The organism is Flavobacterium sp. MDT1-60, from assembly GCF_014844035.1.
Lineage (GTDB): Bacteria > Bacteroidota > Bacteroidia > Flavobacteriales > Flavobacteriaceae > Flavobacterium.
The window spans coordinates 1,238,982-1,258,915 of the sequence record NZ_CP062159.1 but is presented as its reverse complement, the minus strand read 5'-3'; the positions used below and the strand labels follow the sequence as shown (position 1 = coordinate 1,258,915).

Annotated in this window: 7 protein-coding genes; all 7 read right to left on the bottom strand. The window is 35.9% G+C overall.

The window, feature by feature from the left end; all coding sequences use genetic code 11:
- Positions 1-7 precede the first annotated feature (7 nt).
- The 7 genes from IHE43_RS05180 to IHE43_RS05150 all read right to left on the bottom strand — a co-directional run bounded on the left by IHE43_RS05180 (position 8) and on the right by IHE43_RS05150 (position 19,836).
- Complete coding sequence (locus IHE43_RS05180; RefSeq protein WP_192186985.1) at positions 8-3,349, bottom strand: SusC/RagA family TonB-linked outer membrane protein; 3,342 nt, start codon at positions 3,347-3,349, stop codon at positions 8-10.
- Between the two features lie 580 nt (positions 3,350-3,929).
- Positions 3,930-5,948, bottom strand: coding sequence for a glycoside hydrolase family 127 protein (locus tag IHE43_RS05175; protein ID WP_192186984.1), 2,019 nt, complete (start codon positions 5,946-5,948; stop codon positions 3,930-3,932).
- Between the two features lie 194 nt (positions 5,949-6,142).
- Complete coding sequence (locus IHE43_RS05170; RefSeq protein ID WP_192186983.1) at positions 6,143-8,602, bottom strand: polysaccharide lyase family 1 protein; 2,460 nt, start codon at positions 8,600-8,602, stop codon at positions 6,143-6,145.
- Positions 8,603-8,621: 19 nt separating this feature from the next.
- The gene (locus tag IHE43_RS05165; protein ID WP_225585390.1) at positions 8,622-10,955 is read right to left on the bottom strand and encodes a DUF5703 domain-containing protein; all 2,334 of its coding nucleotides are present in this window, start codon (positions 10,953-10,955) and stop codon (positions 8,622-8,624) included.
- A 178-nt stretch (positions 10,956-11,133) separates the two neighbouring features.
- Entirely contained in the window at positions 11,134-12,567 is a 1,434-nt protein-coding gene (locus IHE43_RS05160; RefSeq protein WP_192186982.1) for a sialate O-acetylesterase, read from the bottom strand.
- A 210-nt stretch (positions 12,568-12,777) separates the two neighbouring features.
- Complete coding sequence (locus IHE43_RS05155) at positions 12,778-16,155, bottom strand: glycosyl hydrolase (protein ID WP_225585388.1); 3,378 nt, start codon at positions 16,153-16,155, stop codon at positions 12,778-12,780.
- Positions 16,156-16,488: 333 nt separating this feature from the next.
- The gene (locus IHE43_RS05150; protein WP_225585386.1) at positions 16,489-19,836 is read right to left on the bottom strand and encodes a glycoside hydrolase family 2 TIM barrel-domain containing protein; all 3,348 of its coding nucleotides are present in this window, start codon (positions 19,834-19,836) and stop codon (positions 16,489-16,491) included.
- Positions 19,837-19,934 lie beyond the last annotated feature (98 nt).

Here is a 19,934-nt window from a genome sequence, read left to right as displayed (position 1 = left end):
ATTAAAATTAGAATGATACATTCAAATTAATTGACCAGGTTCTAAGGGTTGGATATCTGGAAGCTGAATCATCATACATATTTCTATAATGATCTGGATAAGGATTATATAAATCCCAAAGGTTGTTACCTGTAACTCCTAAAGTAGCTTTTTGAATATTTAGCTGTTTCATTGCTTCTCTTGGAAGTTCAAATCCGACAGTCATATTTCTAATTACACATCTAAAAGTATCTAATTGCCAAAAATCAGATGGAGCAAAAATATAATCCTGTTGTCCCATATTAGGATACTTACCGTTAGGATTATCAGTAGCATCATACATGTCTGTCCAGAAAGATTCGTGAGCCCAATCATTATGAGCAGAAGCAGTACCTTGTTTTACTAAATCAATAGTTCTGTAACCTCCCCAGGAAGTTTGAATCTGCGTTCTAAAATAAAAAGTTTTATATCTAAATCCTAAATTACTTGTAAAACCGTAAGTTCTGTTGTTCTTTGCTAATTTAACATAATCTTCATTTCTCATAATTCTACCATCAGCTCCTGCCTGAGTTCCCTCTGATGCATTATAAACGCCTGCTGTATCTTCATAAGCCAACATTCCTTTTCGCATAGCAGTTACGTTATTGATCCCCATATAAGTAGGAAGCACTCCCGCAGCTGTAGCTCTCTCTGTTAAATAATTCCAATAGTTAGTAACATCCTGGTCAGTTCTTAAAATACCATCACCCGTTGAAGTTTCTTTCCATGTTTTGAATCCCCATGTTGGAAAAAAAGTAGAAGAACCAACCTCTGTTATATTAGTATTTGCATCTGTTCTTGCAAGGTTAGGGTATTTTTTAACTTCATTATCGCTAAACGCGAAGTTTACCCCTACATTATAACTAAAATCTTTTATTTTATCACTCCAATTTAAACTAAATTCAGTTCCCCAAGCATCAATAGCTGCATAATTCACCTCTGCAAAACCACCTCCAACTGTAATTGGAGTACCAGCTTCACCAGCCAATCCAATTAAAGCATCTGTTGTTTTATCATAATAGTAATCTGCTGAAACTTGTAATCTATTTCTAAGAAAAGCAAGATCTATACCGATATTATTTTTGATTGTAGTATCCCAATGTACATTTTCATTTGGATTTGGACGTGGCGTAATTCCTCCTCCTAATAGACCTCCATTAGATCCAAATTGAGCTCCTTTGTCTGGTAATGGTTCATAAAACTGTAACCATCTCCAGTAATCAATATTATCCTTACCCGTTTTTCCAATTGAATAACGTAATTTCAAATTATTTACCCAGGAAACATTATCTGTAAACCAATCTTCTTTAGACATAACCCAACCTAATTGAGCACCTGGGAAAGAGCCCCAGTAATTTTGTGGAGCAAATTTTGTAGAAGCATCACTTCTAAATATAAACTCAACAAGATATCTGTCTTTAAAACTATAGTTCACACGTCCTAAGTAAGACTGTGTTCCTGACTCTACTTTTACAGCTTGTGAGTTTGTACTTATCGGTCCTGCAGTAGTACTATTCCCTAAAAAGTCTTTTGAAGTTCCCTCATAAGCTAAACGAACTTGTTTGTTCCATGCTTCTGATTGCTCATAACCAACCATAGCTGACACATTATGGTTTCCAAACGTTCTGGCATATGTTGCAAAAAAGTTACCCTGTATTACTTTATCCAAATCTGTTGTATAATAAGCTCTGGAACCACGGATATTAGTTTCTGGAGCTCCATTATTTGCAAAAATTGAATTTGGATTTAATAGATGATTATCCTGTGTATGATGATTGGAAATTCTAAGTAAATCATAAGGTAATTGATACTGCTCTGTGTAACTACTAGATTGGCTTCTGGCAAAGCTTCCTTTTACGCTTAAACCTTTTACAAATGGCAATTTATATTCAAGAGACAAATTCACATTATATGAAAACTGCTCTTCTGTTTGTTTTCCGGCATCCAAACCTGCAAAATAGTTCCATCCTGCAATAGTCGTATTAGAGTTTGCACTTCCTAAGTTACGATCTGTACGTGGAAAAGGAGACATCCAATATGTATTACCATTTAAAGTAGTTTCCCATGGAATGTATTTAGGCATGTGTAATAAGTAAGCATAATCTGCCTGTTCTCCTCCGGCAAGCGAACCAAAACTGCTATCGTTTAAGTTTGCTGAAGCCTTAGAGTATGATTTAGTGACATCTGTCGTAATAGCAGAAATGGACGCAGAGAATACTAAATCCTGGGAAATTTTTATTGTAGTTCCCGTTCTGAAATTCCATTTTTTATAATCTTGTTCTCCTAAGTTAGGTCCTTGATCAAAGTACGTAATACCGGCAAAATAAGTCGCTTTTTCGGTTCCTCCACTTGCAGAAAGAGACTGTCTTTGCTGAGTAGCAGGTTTCCATGCTTTTTTAAGCCAATCATAATCTAAACCTTTCATTTGTTCAAGCTCAGCTGGAGAAAAATAATTAGCAGTATTCTGATCTAAATTTGAATTCAAAAATCTATTTTTCCAAATCCCATGCTCATAAGCATCCATTGTTTTACTATGGCTTACTGCATCATTAAATGAATATTGACTATAGTAGGTAAACTGTGTTTTTCCAGATTTTCCTCTTTTTGTCTTTACGATAACGGCTCCTTGTGATGCTCTCGATCCGTAAATCGCTGCAGAACCATCTTTTAAGACTGTGATACTTTCAATTTCTGAAGGATCCAATTGATTAAAGGTATCCAAAGTAGGTTTACCGTTTTGAGGATCAATTTGCACCATATCATCAATAACCACTAATGGAATATTTGAATTACCATCCTTGGAAAATCCAAAAGTTTGACGAATCTGAAGAGTTGCAGCTTCACCTGGACGAGTCGCACCTCCTGATACGCTTACACCTGGAGTTAAACCTCTCAATGCTTCAGATAAATTTGAAACAGGTAAATCCTGAAAATCATCTGGTTTTAAAGCAACAATAGCTCCCGTAACATTATTCTTTTTCTGGCTACCATATGCCACTACTACAATATCCTCTAATTGATTAGAGTCTGATTGCATTTTATAATCAAGTTTTGTACGTCCTGCCAAAGAAACTTCAGCTTTCTTCATACCAATGTAAGAGAAAACTAATGTTGCACCAGCTTTCACTTTAATTTTATACTGTCCATCAAAACCTGTCGTAACAGTATTTTTTGATGATTTTTCAGTTACGTTAACTCCCGGAAGCAAGCCTCCTAAATCATCTGTTACAGTTCCTGTAATTGTTACATCACTTGAGCTTTGAGCTGAAGCCAAAATACTCATCAGCATAAACAAAAGAAAACTACATCTCTTTATAAGTGTTTGTTTCATAAATGTTTTGTTTTGGTTAGTCATTATTAGTTAGTTAGTTTTTGTTTTATAAAAAAATGTATTCTAAATTTAAATTAACATTTCTTGTGTTTAAATGTTAAAATCACATTTATTTATTTACCTCAAAAATATAACGATTGCGAAGTTCAACCGTCCTGTGCTATCCTGCTTTAATTTTATTATTCCAAAAAAAGCTTTTAAAAAAAACCATATCTACAAAAAAATGAAAGAAAAAATAGACAAAAATCAAAAATTAAGGAAAAGGTTTGAATATTCAGGAATAACCAAACCGATTTTAATGGAAAATCCGAAAATTATCTAATAAAAACTTTTATAACGTGATTAATTCGCAAAATGAATTATTATTTAGAGCTGTTATTGAAGTAATTAGCGTTTGTTTTTACAAATATAATTCTTGTAAAAATTAAAAAACTGCCTTTATCCGAATAAAAAACTTACAGAATAAAATTGAATATTTTTTTTGGATACCTGTTAAATTCGAATAAAAAATTAACATTTTTTCTGATCAATCAAAGTGAAATCCTACAAAATAATATTAGACCGGGGCTTAAAAGCAAAATCAATGTGACATCCACACCGTCATTTCTGCTGCACCATGGTTTCCCCAGGCAAAATAGGGGATTAATTTTAAGTTATACTCCTTACTTTTCTTAGCAGACACCGGCTGATAAAGCTTTTTATCCCACGAACTATCCTGATCAATTAAAGAAGTTGCATTTATAGTTAGTAATTGTCTATTATTTATTTCAATAAAATTGGTTGTAAATACCGAATTTGCATTCAAAACAACTTCATTAATATTAGTATTTGCAGGAAGCTGATCCGATTCTAAACAATAAACAATCGGTCCTCTTTTTACTGCAACCTGATTTTTAACTTCTTCTACCAACGGATTTGCCTGCATCAATTCAACAGGCATTGGAATATTTAATTCAATAACATCACCTTTTTTCCATTTCTGATTTACTTTTGAATAACTTCCTGAAGCTACCTCAGCATCCAATTTTTTTCCATTAATTGAAATTACAGCATCCTGACTCCATCCCGGAATTCGTAATAAAAATGATTGTGCCTCTTTTGGAGCTTTTACAATTTTCAATGTAATTTTTCCATCCCACGGATAATTGGTCTGTTGCTCAATTTCGATTTTCTCGCCGTTTGGCAGGGTAGTTTTTAAAGTGTTGCTTCCGTATAGATTAACATATAGACCCTCTTTTGAAATACTGTAGGCGTAATTATTAACCTCAGCGATAGTACGTGTTACATTCGGTGCACAACAATTTGACAAAGCAATATATCCTTCACGTTGTTTGCTCCATCTTTGCTTAAAAGGTAAATCTTTAGAAACATTCAACGGATTATTATAGCAGAATTTTGTTCCTTCTAAACTCATTCCAGATAAAACACTATTATAAAGTGCTAACTCTACAATATCGGCATATTTGGCATCGCCGGTAATTTGCAGCATTCGAAAATTCCATAAAACGTTTCCAATATTCGCACAGGTCTCGGTGTGAGCCGTTGCATTTGGCAATTGAAAAGGTCTTCCGTAAGCTTGATGGATTTTCTGTACATCGGTTGGATTATAAGAAGTTCCGTCTGGAGAAACGCCATCATACAAAGCACCGCAAGCTCCTGTAATGTACATTTTGCGGTAGGTTACATCATCCCAAATCGATTCCAGATTGTCTAATAATTTCTTTTCTCCGGTTTCTGCATATAAATCGGCAACACCTGCATACAAATAATTCGCTCTTACAGCGTGGCCCATTGCTGTGGTTTGTTGCCTAAACGGAATTCTATCCTGATTATCATCGGTTCCATCATTTGTAGTCCCTCTGATATCAATTAAATTATTCGCCAATTCAAGATATTTCGGATTTTTAGTGGTGCGATACATCTCTACAATTCCCATATAATGTGAAGGACAAATTGCATTTCGGGCCAATTCCGGTGATGCTTTTTTGTAAAAATCATATAGATAATCGGCTACACCTTTTGCAATATCCAGAAAATTTGTTTTTCCTGTAGCGCGATAATGTATACAAGCAGCAGTCATCAAATGCCCCATATTGTATTTTTCAAAACCCAATTGTTTTTTTACTTCTTCAGGTCCCAAAGTTCCCCAACGTTCATCAATTAAAACCGGTGTATGAATGTAACCGTCTTTACGCTGTACTTTTGCAAACAGCACAATGGCTTTATCCATTTCTGCATCTAATTTTTTGTCTTTTGTAACAGCATAAGTTGCCGCCATTCCTTCGAAAATTTTATAAAAATCACCATCATGAAACGAAGGTCCTTTGAAAGTTCCTTTACTTTCTCCGGCAGCAATTTCAAAATTTTTATAGGCATGCGAAATCGAATCGTTATGATACAAATCCCACATATAAGGCAAGGTGCTTTTGGTCTCAACATCAAATTGCTCTTTCCAAAAACCAGCTGTCCATTTCACATCTTCTAAACTCACACTTTGCAATTTAGAATAGGGGCTGTTTGAATTTGCCACTAACCCTTTATTTTGAGCAAAGAATGAAGTTGAGATTAAAAACGTTGATATGATGATATTCTTTTTCATTTGATTTGGTATTGTGATGATTTGGAACGCGGATGACGCGGATTTAAGCGGATTTTTTATCTACCCGATCTGCCAAATCTGCGTGAAAATAATTAGCTCGCAGATTTGGCAGATTGAGCAGATTTATTTAATCACATTATTATTTAAGATCAACGTCAATCCGTTTAAATCCGCGTCATCCGCGTTCCATTTTTTTATTTTACAAAGAAATTTATGATACGACTCATTGTATCTCCATCGGCATCTTTAACTGTGATTATTACAGAAGCAAATCCTTTTTCGATAGCCGTAAACTGAATGTCTTTTCCTTTTAAAACTACTTTTCCATTTTTAAGATCTGAGAAAGTATAAACCGGTGTTTTTTCATATCCTTTAAAATAATCAGCTGCCGAAAACTCTTTCGTTTCACCTGAAGTAATGAAAAAGTGTGGTTGCGCCATCCAGTCTAAATACTCGTCCAATTGTGTGAAACCATCTTTGTCGGCATCTAAATTCGTGTCAGCAAAATCTCCTGCTTTCGAATTTTCATTTAATCCTTTTGCTGTTTCCCACCAATTTGGCAGTCCGTCATGATCGGTGTCCCAATCTGCAGCACGTTTTTCACTAGCATATTCACCTAAGTCACCCAAATCTTTTTCAGAATCGATCATTCCGCCTAAACCGCTTTTGCTTCCTTTATAAGTAAAAGTACCTTTTAAAGTTTCCTCAATAATTCGGTTATCATGTTTGTCAAAAAACGGTTCGCTTGCTCCAACATCCGAAAGGACATTTTTATAAGCACCTACCGCACTTTCTGTTTTTACATAAGATTCAAAGAATGGTTTATCAACAAAAGTTTCATACTTCACAATTTCATTATGCGAAATTGTAGATGTTCTTCCTTTTTCCTGAGTTTTCTCATCGAAGTGGCCCTGCATGATATTTCCATCAAAATAATAACGTTGCATTCCTTTTCCAACGCCTTCATGCTGTGCATTCAAAGCAAAGAAATATTTAGTTGAAGCACCTGGCTTATAGTAATTATTTACGAAATTTACTTCATTTGCACCTCCGTCGGTTGTTCTTTGTCCCCAGTTGTAAACGACATTATTTCTGATGTCCAATCTTCCTGTGTAATATCCATCGCCATTTAAACCTCCACCAATACTCCAGTTTCTACCATAGTTATGTGCCAATAAATTATGGTGAAAACTACCCACATCACCACCAATTGTAGCGGCAAATCCGTGCATTTTTCCAACTTCATATTTATCATGTCCTGCCACATTCAATGCCTCAGAAATTAAAGTACGCTGTAAAGTAATGTTGTGTGCACTACGTGAACTGAAAGATTCATCAATTGTCCAGCTGATAGAACAGTGGTCAATAATACTATGATTGGCACCTGTAAGTCCCATTCCGTCATACGTCTTTCCGCTTCCAATTCTAACTTTCAAAAATCGGATTATTCCATCGTTTCCAGTTAATCCAACTGGCGCTTTACTAATCGTAATTCCTTCACCCGGAGCAGTTTGTCCTGCAATTGTAATATACGGATTATTCACCACTAAGCGATCTGTTAATTTTATATTTCCGGAAACATTAAATACAATAGTTTTAGGACCGGTTCCTTCGTTTACCGCAGCGCGAAAACTTCCCGGACCACTATCATCCAAATTCGTAACCTCAACTACTCTTCCTCCTCTTCCACCTACGGCAAAACGTCCGTATCCTTCAGCTCCGGGAAAAGCCAATTGTGCTGGTTTGAATGACCAAACGGTTCCTAAAGTTGTATTTCCTTTTACATCGACTTCGTCAATACGCCAGTAATAGGTTGTCATACTGTACAAATCAGCAACAGCAAATTTAGTGTCTGTTTGTTTTCCTTTAAATTCCGGTGACTTATCCGTAGCGTCTGTCACTGCTTTTTTATCTGTTCCGAAGTACAACTTATGAGCAACAGCCTCTTTTGAAGCTTGCCAGTTCAACATAAATTTATCTCCCAAAACAACATGCGCATCTGCATCTTCTGGTTTTGGAGTATGTGCTTGTTTTTTAAGATTTGGAGTATCGATTTCAAACCCGTTAATGACCAGTTGCTGAATTAAATTGGGATCTTTCGAATCTAATTCAAAACGGATCACTACATTTTTACCGGTCTGAGCATTAAATACAATATAAGCGGTTGCCGCCTCAATAGTCGAAGTTGCCCTATTGCTGGACGCTACCGTTTCTACCAATTTATTGTTTACATATATTTTTACAGGAGCATATGACTTTCCTTCAATCTTGTCAAAAGTGTTATGAAAAGTCAGCAACGAGTGTTGTCCAGATTTTAATCCGCTTATTGTAAGTTCCAGATTTTTATCCGTAAATAAACCATCACTTGTTAATCGGCTATAAAATGGCGCGCTCATTCCGACTTTAAACCATTTCGATGAAAAATTTCCTTTTAATTTGAATTTTACATTATTAAAAGATTTCTCCGCTTCGGTTTGTTCCGTTATTGGCCATGAACTATAATTTGGATCACCTACTTCTTCAACTCTTCGTCCCGAAAAATCGAAATCGACTTTAACGATTTGTTTTTCAGCTGTTTTCCCAGCTGATTGTGCCTGTCCGTTTGTTGCCAAAAGTATTGACAAAACAGCAGCACTTAATAATTTCTTTATCATTGTAATTGGTAATAGTTAGTTAGTCTAATTTTTTCTTTTCTTCTATTGAAATCCCTAACAGATTTATAATGTCTTTTTCTCTTTCCTGAGGAATCACTTTAATAATTTTTGTAATTCCGTTTTGAAGCTCTGCTTCTATAATAGTATTTTGAGAGGCGTATAATTTAAAATGAACATTCCATTCTTTTGGCCAGGCCGGAAAAAGATAGATTTTCCCATTGGCTTCCTGCAGCAACATTTCCTGCATACCAATCATTCCGGAACCACCCCAATTATGATCCGGAACCCAGTCAAAACCCGGTCCCCAAAATGCCGGAAATCTTCTTTCCGAATCACTCATTTTTAAGAGATTGTATTTTGCAGCTTCTTCGGTTAAACCTAATCTTGCAGCGAAAATATTATCTTGTTTCCAACCGATATAGCTTCTAAATTTAATAGCATCAGCATCGTACTTCCAGGTATTTAAAGCCGTTTCTAAATCAGGTTTTCCTACTCCGTAAATTCCCCAAGGAAAAACCGGATACAATTGTGGTACTTCAGAATTATTCACTCTTTCCCACGATTTTGCCGGAACCAATACTTTATGATTTTCGATTGTACCAAAATTCAAAGGCGGAATTCGGGTTTGAAAACCTTTTAAGTACTCCAATTCTTCTTTCGATAATTGTGTTGAAGAAAGGTTTAAAAGCTTTTCTGTAATCACCTGCAAACCGGCAATAGTGCTGTTAGAATTATTTGCCATTTTATAGGTTTCGGCACCTGAACCCGGAAATAGAATCAATTTTCCGTTTCCGTCTAAAGCCTTTCTGCCTCTTTGTTTGGCCAGATATTGATAATGTTCATCAAAAAAACGAAGGCAGCTTATGATGAATGAATTGTATTTCTGAATGTCTTCTTTTGCAAACTCCTTTTGCTGCAGCATCATTTGGCAGAATTCAAAAACGGTGTCCCATTCATATTCCAGCCATGCATTATATTCCATTCCCGGATCGTAATCCGCAGGACGTTTCCATTCGTATTCGGCCGGATTTGGCAAGCCAAAATTTTCCAATTGCTCTGTAAAAGCGGCTCCGTTATGGTTCCAATACACTTTACTTCTTAATTCGGCATTCTTCTGCAGACTCAAATAATAATCCAATTGCGATTTCATCATGTCAAAATCACCGCTTTTTAACATCGGAAAATAAACTAGTCTTTGATTTTGTGCGGTCATCGTTCCTCCACCCCAATTTCTGAAATCGGGTGTAAAATTTAAATCGGGATTGGTAAAAACCGGATCAACCGTAAACAATCCACCGTTGAATTTTGTTGGATACTTTCCGTAAGCGTTACATCCCAACATGTATCGGAACAACTGATAATTTTTTCCGATTTGATAAACCGAATCTTTTTCGGCTGTATTCGTTTTTTGGGTATAAATAAAACTGCGGTTCCAAAAATTATTCCACCAGTTGATGGTATTTTTTTCTGCTTTTTTAGAATTGATTTTATAATCTGAAATTTGATCTTTTAACCCTTTTTCCCAAGAAGATTGTTGAGAAGATTGATTGGTATATAAATGAATTTGAAGTTCCTGTTTTTTGGATGGTTTTATACTTGAAAGTGAATAACCTTTAAAATCGGTATCCTGATATTTTCCGGAATAAGTTCCGTCCGATTTCAAATTGATTCCCATCATGAATCCGCCAAAAGTTAAATTCGCCAAAGGATTCAACATTTGATCTTTTACCGATTCCATTTTTTGTTGTTTTACGGCAACATCAAAAACGGTTTGCGCTCTATTTCTATGGTAAAATTGGATACCATTATTTTCAACTGAAACCGAATCTTTAAAAGTAAATATTTCACCTTGCGGCGCCCATTTATAAGAATTCGCATTGTTTTCTTTCCCTTTTGATGTACGATTGAAATGACGCCAGGTTTCGTAAGAAGCTGTCATTTTTAGATCTGTTTTACTTTCTAAATCCAGATGAATTACCGGTTTAAAAACATCAACCCAAAGTTTGATTTTAGTATTATTTTGAGCAATTGAAATATAACCGTCTTTCAAAACCAACTCCTGACGAAAACCTTCATTATCCTTAAACGGATTTGGTATTAAAGTAACTTTTACGCGACCAAGTTTCAATAATGTATTATGTTCGTCGAAAGTTCCGCTGCGCGAAAAGTAGAAATATAAATCTCCTTTTTCAACCCAAACATTCAAACCTATATCACCTCCCCCTAAAGGCATTGATTCTGATGAATTAGTACTTTGTGTATTCCAAACGGGATTATAATTTTCAAGCACAGGAGTTTGCGCCTTTATGAAAAGCGTGGTGAAAAGAAAAAATAATATTATTGTATTTTTCACACTTATTTGTTTAGACGTAAAAATTCTTAAAAGTGGAGGTCCACTTTATATTTAATGTTTTCAATACAAACCTGACAGATATTTAAAACCGGTCAGGCTTAATCCAAATCTTTAACTAATTAAGTAAATAACTTAAATGAATTAATTAGACTTCCTATATTATAAAAGGTTTAATCGACTACCACTCATCTGTTCGAAAAGAAGAAACAGGCAAACCTCCTGCACTAAACAATTCTGCTTTTACAAAGTCTTTAAACAAGTAACGAACCGCCACTGGTTTTGTCACTTTATCCGAAGTTAAAACTACTGATTTTCTGCGAACTACGGTTTTTGCAGGATAAAATATTTTGTCTTCTCCCGCCAGTTCAAAACCTAAAACTTCTTTATCATATGAGGTAATTCCGTTCGCAACATCATCAAAAGAAACGGTTACAGAATTATCTTTTATTTCCATTGATTTGTATTTCGGGCTCTCGAATTCGAAACCCTCAAAACCATAAGTTCTTGCCAAAGCCTGATATGCCAATCGGTTTCCGCCTTTTTCTTTATCCATTGGATGAATACTATTTTCTTCCCCAATATCCATTAAAACCGCCATTGCCGAATTCGGAATTTCCTTTGTTGCCTTCAATTGCGCTTCTCTCAAATAAGCGGAATTGTATTTATCTAAATAATCTTTTGGATGAAATGATGCATAATTAAAAGGTGCAATCTGAGCGTAATAAAAAGGGAAATCTCCTTGTTTCCACAACGCTCTCCAACTGCTCACCATTTTTTTCATTAAGTCTTTGTATTCAGAAGCTCTTTCGTAATTTGATTCACCCTGATACCAAATACAGCCCTTGATTCCGTAACCAATAACCGGTGAGAGCATTCCGTTAAACAAAGTCGTTGGTACACGATTGGGATCTTTTGCCAATTCTTCCTTCGTAGTTGGAATTTTAACGCTTGCAAAATCTTTCAACATTTCCTGATTCATCCACGCTTCCATGCTTGAACCGCCGTACGAAACATGAATTAATCCTACCGGAACATCTAAAACTTCCTGTAAAAGCGAACCGAAATACCAGGCTGTTGCACTGAAATTTGAAGTCGATTTTGGAGAAGCCACTTCCCATTTTCCTTCAAAGTCGGTTAAAGGTTCTAAAACTGTAGCACGCGGAATCGTAATTAAACGAATGTTTTTATTGGTCGATCTCACAATAATATTATTTCCATTTGTTACCGGTTGTCCCTGAAAACCTTTCAAAGGCATTTCCATATTGGACTGTCCTGAACACAACCAAACTTCTCCAATTAATACATTTTTTACGATTACTTTTTCAGTTCCTTCTGTAACTTCAATTGTAAATGGTCCTCCGGCAACTGGTGTTTGCAAGGCTGTTTTCCATTTTCCCTGATTGTCGGCTTTTGTTTTGTAGATTTTGGAATTCCATGACGTTTTAATGGTCAGGTTTCCATTCTTTTCAGCCCAGCCCCACATTGGTGCATTAGATTTTTGCTGCAACATCATATTATCTGAAAACAAGGCCGGCAATTTGATTTTTGCGTTGATTTGGAAACTTGCTAAAAGTGTAATCAAGGCAATAAAAATGTGTTTACAATCTTTCATTTTATTTTATTCTTAAAATTATCTTAGATAGATGTCGCTCCTCTGGAGCTTAAACTAATCTCAAACATTCCTTTTTCTATAAACATTTCACTCCTACGGAGTTTTTTAGTCCCATCGGGACGGTATATTTATAGAAAGAAATAACATCCCAAAAAATAGCTCCATCGGAGCGACATATTTTGTCTGTACTCATTTGAAACTAGATGAAATTTATTTTTTTTCTTTCACAATCGTAACCGGCCCCAACAATCCGGCTTTTAATAATATTCCTTCATGTAACCTAAAAGGTGCTGTTGTCCAGGTTAATCTTTGTTCTTTTGGTAATTTTTCATCGCCAATTAATCGGTTTGCCCAGGTATTTGTGATTTTAATTTCTATGCTATTTTTTCCTTTTTTTAAGGCTTCTGAAATATCTGCTTTATAAGGAAAAGTCCATATTGTTCCGCAGTTGATTCCGTTTACGGTTACCTCAGCAATATTGGCAATTGTTCCTAAATCAAGCCAGAATTTCTCGTTGGGTTTTCCTTTCGAGATAAAATCCTTTTTATAAACTGCTGTTCCTGAATAATATTTAATCTGATCATTTGTTGAAGTACTCCAATCAAATAGTTTATTTGTTTTCACCACTTCTTTTGGTCCGTGAAATGCAGGATCGAATTGTATTTCCCAATTTTCATCTAAAGTCTGAACGGTTTCTAAATCGGCATAATTCTGCTTTTTATTAGAAAGTGTTTCTTTGGTATTTTCTTTAAAAATGATAAAACAAGATTCGTTCGCTTCCAGTACAATTGGAATAATAGTTCTTCCATTTTCTATTTTCCAATCAGATAAAACAGTCGTTTTATCCGTTACCGGATTATATAATTGAGGAATTTTTCCTGCTACTCTAAACGAAGCTTCAAAACTTCTTTTTTCTCCTTTTTGATTGGATAAAAAATAGATTTCTTCTTCATTCGATTTTCTGTGTGTCCACGCGATTGTCTCTGAATCGGCTCGGTTTAATTTAGGAAAATAAAGATCTTGTTCAATTCCAATTGAAGCAAAATCATTTCCTAAATAAGGTAATTTAATAATCGTTCCTTTTCCGATTTTCCACGTTGATACATTAGAATTATTTGTCCAGATTTCATCAATAACATTTTGCCATTTTTTATGATCTTCATCTGAATGCATTCCAGGTTGTAAATCTGGTTTTTCATCCACAAAAATAGTTGCTCCCTCTTTTACTAATTGCAACATTTTTTCGGCTGCAGCCAAAGAAATCATTTTATTCGGAGCCATTTTATGACTTCCCGGAAATAATAAAGCGCCGTATTCGATTCCGCCACCAAAAGATATTTTACCGTTTTCGACTTTGGCTTTGTTGATTAAAACATCGGCATTAAAAGAATCGTATTGATACCCATTTAACGGATTTATCCATTGCGATAAATCGGTATTGTTTTTAGAATACGTAACTTCTTTCGGCATTTTTGTCGTTGGTTGCCCCTCATTTTCCAAACGTATTTTTTCGCTTTCCAGTCTTGCAGCACCAAACACATTCGGAATAAACGGCACTAAACGATCCGGCACAAGAGAGCGAGACGGAAAATCTTCACCAATAAAAACCGCTAAATCAATAACCGGTTTTCCTTTTTGCAATTGCAATTGCACTCTTTGGCAATAATCAAACCATGCTTTTCCGGGTTTCCACCAGGTTTGGTCTCTTTGAAAAAAACTTCCGATATCATCCAGAGTCATTCCGGGTTTTCTGTCTGTCCACGGATTATGTACAAAAACATGGTAAAATAATCGGTTAATTCCTAAAGCGTAATTTCTGTCGGCTGTTGTTTTTAAATTCCCAGGATGCTCGTCCCAATCCATTCGTAAAGCCGTAAAAGATTCCGCCTGAATAATATCTTTTCCGTAAATATGTCCGCCAGAAATGGCATCTATCATATCAAATGGTTTATCGTGTGTTGGGCTTTTTAACCAAAATTCCCCACTCGGATAATCTACATATTTAAAATGCAATAACGCATCGCTTGTTATTACAGGCGCAACATTTTCTGAGCTTAGCTTTACGTTATTTTCTTTGGCGATTTGAGCGACAGTTCCATAGAAATTATCGGCTACTAATTCGGCAATTGTTTTTCGAACATCATATAAAACTTTCTCTGAAACATCAGCACTTTCAACAGGAATTCCAGCCATTACAGGTAAATAATCCACTAAATTATAACCGCGTCTTTTTTGAAATTCAGCCTGAAAAACGGAAGACCAGTTTTGGCTTCCGCATTCCCAACTATCAAAATGTAGGATCTCTAAAGTTTTAGCAGCCAGATCAGGTCCGATAGTACGGACCATTTCGCCAAACCAATGATCGAGTTGAAAACGAATTAATTCGGGATTAAATTTGTCAACTTCTAAACCTTTTCCGGCTCCGCCAGTAGCATTTTCATGTCCGGTAGAAGTATGTCCCATTCGGATAATTTTCCATTTCCCTTTTGGTGCTTTCCAGTTTAAGTTTCCATTAGCATCCACTAAATTGGTAATATTGATGATTTCTGATTTTTTGAAAGACTCTGTATTCGGAATTTGTTTTGATGTAGTTTCCGGACTCAAACGCCAAATTGCTCCTGATTTTCCTTCGTAATTATCAATCAATGCCTGATTCGAAAGCGTAATTTTACTCACTTTCAAATTCTGTTTCCATTTGGCAAAATCCAAATCTTCGGCACCAGGTTCTGTACCAACAGGATCATAAACAAATCTGAAGTATTTTGCAGTTACGGGTGTAATCGTGTGCGTATGTGGGAAATCCATATCCTGCCAGCCGTGACGCGGGGCAACCATCCTTTCGTGGAATTTAAAATTAACTCCGTCATTGCTTACCTCAACGATTAAGCGCTGCGCCTGAAAATCTCTTCCTTTGGTTTCAATTACGATTGATTTGCAGGTAAAGGGCTGAGCAAATTCATATTGAATCCATCCTTTTTCGGCAAACTTAAAATTTTCATCTTTTTTAGGATCAGCCAAAAAAGAGGCATCTGTATTATTTGAAGTGCTAACTTTGGGTAATTGTAGTTGCGAGGTGGTCTGATATTCTTTTATGGGAATAGCAAAAGTCGCGATGTCTTTATAATAGTCTTTGTAATGTTCCGGAACTGGTAATTTTGAAGTAATCGTTTTTCCTCCGGCAATTTCAGTTGTTGACCAAACGATTTTTTGCATCGACATTTCTGGTGTAATCCAAGGGCCGCCTGCAACAGCAAAACCATCGGCTCCATGAAAAGCCATTTTTAATCCTAATCTATTGGCTTCTTTAAAAGCCCAATTTATCATCTCCCAAAATTCCGGTGTCAATTGCAAAACGGGCGGATCTATTAATGGTGGATTGGCCGGACCTTTTATGGTCATTAAATAGGCACCTGCAATTCCGGCTTGTTTCATCGCTTCTAAATCGGCTGTGATACCTGCTTTAGAATAAGCCGATTTCATCCAATACCAATATACCCAGGGTTTTGAGGATTCGATTGTGGCTTGAAACTCGGTTGTTTCTTTTTTATGAAGTTCCTGTGCGGAAACGAATCCCGCAAGAAGTAACATTAAAAAGAGGTGTTTTTTTTGAAACATTATTATTGCTTTATTTCGTTGGCAAACCCGACAGGTTTTAAAACTTGTCGGGTTTAATTTGTCATTACAAAACATAGCCAATGGTTTTCAACCATTGGAACGTAACGTAATTTCACAATACGTTTCCCGAGGTTGAAACCTCGGGCTATATTTGATATTAAATCTCTAATCTTTGTCAAGCTTCTCGCGGGGATTTGCTTCGCCAGTCGCTATCTCTCGAGTCTCCTTCGTCGGAATGACAAACTATACTTATTACTAGCAAAGACCTAAAAGGTTTTTAAAACCTGTTAGGTCTAACGCCATAAATTAATATTTAAACCTTTTCAAACTTTCTTCCAATCCATTTTTCGTTGCTGAAAACGGAACCAAATAAAAACTATATTGATAATCTCCTGATTTAATTTGATATTGTTCCAGAGGCTGTGCAACTGCCGTCCAACTGTCATTTCCTCCCACTCCCATCTGAATCAAATCTATATTTACAGTTAAAAATCCCGGATCTTTTAAATCAAAAGTATGTTTGGCAGCGCTTAAATTTTCCTGTGTATACGGCCAGGCGCTCATGCTTAAAACTTTGGCATCATCAACCACCAATAAACCTCTATTTTTTTGAGGCGTTGTAAAAGCCATCCATCTTACTTCGGTTCTGTTGGCATTTTCCTGAGGTTTTACATAGTGCTCCAAAAAGTCATTAATCGGCAACGAATATTTTCCAACGAAAGATCCAAAAATTCTGTCAATATAATTCTCTAACTCTCCTTTTCCATACCATGAAATTTGGTCAAACTTTCTCTGAATTCCCATTTGCATTCCGATTTTTGGAATGTTTGGTAATTTGTTTGTCGCTTTTAAATTGTAATCAACTTTAATAACTCCATTTTCATTGATTTTGTAAACAACTTGTACTTGCGCACTGTCTTTGATGATTTCGTAATCACTGGTGATTATGGTTCCATCAATTGCGATTGCCATTTTTGTATTCACCAATTTTGGTTTAGCCTGATACCATGGCTTTAAAACTTTATGCGATTTCCATCCTCTTTTATCATTATCCGTAAGTGGTCTAACAAAATTAGGCAACAGGGGAGCAAAAACCTGTTCTTCACCATTGAAAACATACGAATTCAATGCTCCATTTGTTTTACTGATGTTGATGTCGAAATTTTTTCCTTTGATTTTAAAATCAGAATCGGTTTCTGTGGCCTTAAACTTTGAATCTTTTTCGTTTTTAAAATCAAGTACAACATCTGATTTTTTCAACAGAAATTGATCTTCCGCGACAGCGTAACCTTTAGAAGCCCACAGTTCCTCTTTTGAAAGCTGGAATTCGATATTCAGAAAATATTCTGTATCCTTTTTCAATTTCGGCAAATATTGTTTTACATCTAAAACGGTAGATTGTCCGGCTTCTAAATTGAAAGGTTTTAGAATTTGAGTTTTGATAATATTTCCGTTTTCTAAAATTTTCAAAACCGGAATATAATCTGCCAAGGATTTTACGGCCTGACGATTTTTAATTTCTAATTGAAAATTATCTTTTAATGTACTTGTCGCTGGCTGATAAATCCATTTATTTTCATAAATCGATCCTTTTGGTTTTCCGTTAGAATCAACAATCCCTTTTGTATTGAAATTTCCATCATGGTATTTTTCGCCAAAATCTCCTCCATGGGCAAAAAATTCCTGACCGGTTGCCGGATCTTTTTTTACTAATCCCTGGTCTTTAAATTCCCAGATACAACCTCCTATTACTCTTGGAAGCGAACGGAATTCATCCCATAATTCTTTTAAATTTCCAACTGAATTTCCCATAGCATGAGAATACTCCACAAAAATAATTGGTCGTGTATCTTTCTTTTGATCCACCAAAAATTTAGGAGTAAAAACGCCCGGATAGAATCGACTTACCATATCAACATAAGGTTCATCCTGCGGGTTCTCAAATCGATAAGCGTGATCGATCGTTTTAGGATATCTCGGATCAAGCGGGTCGATATAACCTTCTAATCTCGGATTTCCCTGTGCTGGTTCGTAATGCACAGGGCGCGTGATATCAAAATCATGAACCCAACCCGACATTGCGGCGTGGTTTGGTCCTTTTCCTCCTTCGTTTCCTAAACTCCAGAAAACTACAGATGGGTGATTTTTATCTCTTTCTACCATTCGGGTCATGCGCTCTAAATACGCATTGGTCCATTTTGGATCGTTACTTAATTTTCCGCCAATTCCGTGTGTTTCCTGATTCGCTTCGTCCATAACCATGATTCCGTATTGATCACATAACTCATAAAAATAAGGATCATTTGGATAATGGCTGGTTCTGATTAAATTGAAATTGAACTTTTTAATCGTGGTAATATCCTGTTTGATATCCTCTCGATTTACCGCTTTTCCTTTTGTCGGATGCTGATCGTGACGGTTTACACCATATACATAAGTTTCTTTTCCGTTGATGAGCATTTTTCCATTCTCTTTAGAAAATTCGATGGATCGGAAACCAACTTTACAGCTTTTTGCTTCTGTAATATTTCCGTTGACGTCTTTTATCGACATTACCAAAGTGTACAAATTAGGTTCTTCAGAACTCCATTTTTTTGGATTAGCAATGTTTTCCTTAAACATTCCAAAACGTACATTATCCAGACGAGGATAACTTTCGTTGATCATATCGATCACTGGTTTTTTAAGTGGTTCTTTAAATAAAGCCACATTATTGGCATCGTATAATTGTGCCTGAAATGTATAATCTTTGATTTTTTCGCCTGTCAGATTTTCTACTTTTGGACGTAATTGAAAAGAAGCGTCTTTGTATTCCTTGTCTAATTTGGTTTGATAAAAGAAATCCTGAATGCGTAATTTTGGTTCAGCCATGATGAAAACTTCACGCTGGATTCCACTCACACGCCAGTGATCCTGATCTTCCAAATATGAACCATCTGTCCAGCGAATTACCTGTACCGAAACTACATTTTCTCCTTCTTTCAAATAAGGCGTAATATCAAATTCTGATGGCAGACAACTGTCCTCTCCATATCCTAAAAATTCTCCGTTCAACCAAACCTGAAAACCAGAACTTACGCCACCAAAATGCAATGTAACGGTCATATCTTTCCAATTTTCCGGAACGGTAAAAGTGCGTTGGTACGAACCCACTCCATTATAATCTTTAGGTATAAAAGGCGGATTTATAGGTCTAAAAGGATAAACCGCACTTTTGTAAATCGGAATATCATAGCCTTTTAATTCCCAGTTCGATGGCACTTCGATTTTGTCCCAACCGGCAACTCTTCCTTTATAAAAATCTTTTGAAGCTTCTTTTAGATTTGAGGCATATTTAAAATCCCAATCGCCGGTTAGCATTTTAAGTCGGCTTTTGGTTCTGTCGCCTTTTAGTGCATCTTCAACATTTGCATACGAATACGCCGTTGCTCGTGAAGGTTGTCTGTTGATACTCGTCACCGTTGGATCTTCCCACGGAGCAAATTCGTATTTTTTGTGCAATTCAGGAATTCCGGCAGGTTCTCCGGTTACGGATTGTGCCTGGGCTCCAATTGTTAGAAGTAAAATGTAAAATGTAATCGAAAATCGAAAAATGGAAAATGATTTTTTATATTTTGATTTTGACGTAAACATTGGTTTTATATTGTATTTCATTATTATTATTTCAAATGTCCCTACGGGACATAATTTTTTCTCTACGATAATTTGTTTTTCTACCGACCAGTGTCTCCTACGGAGTCATCATTTTTGAC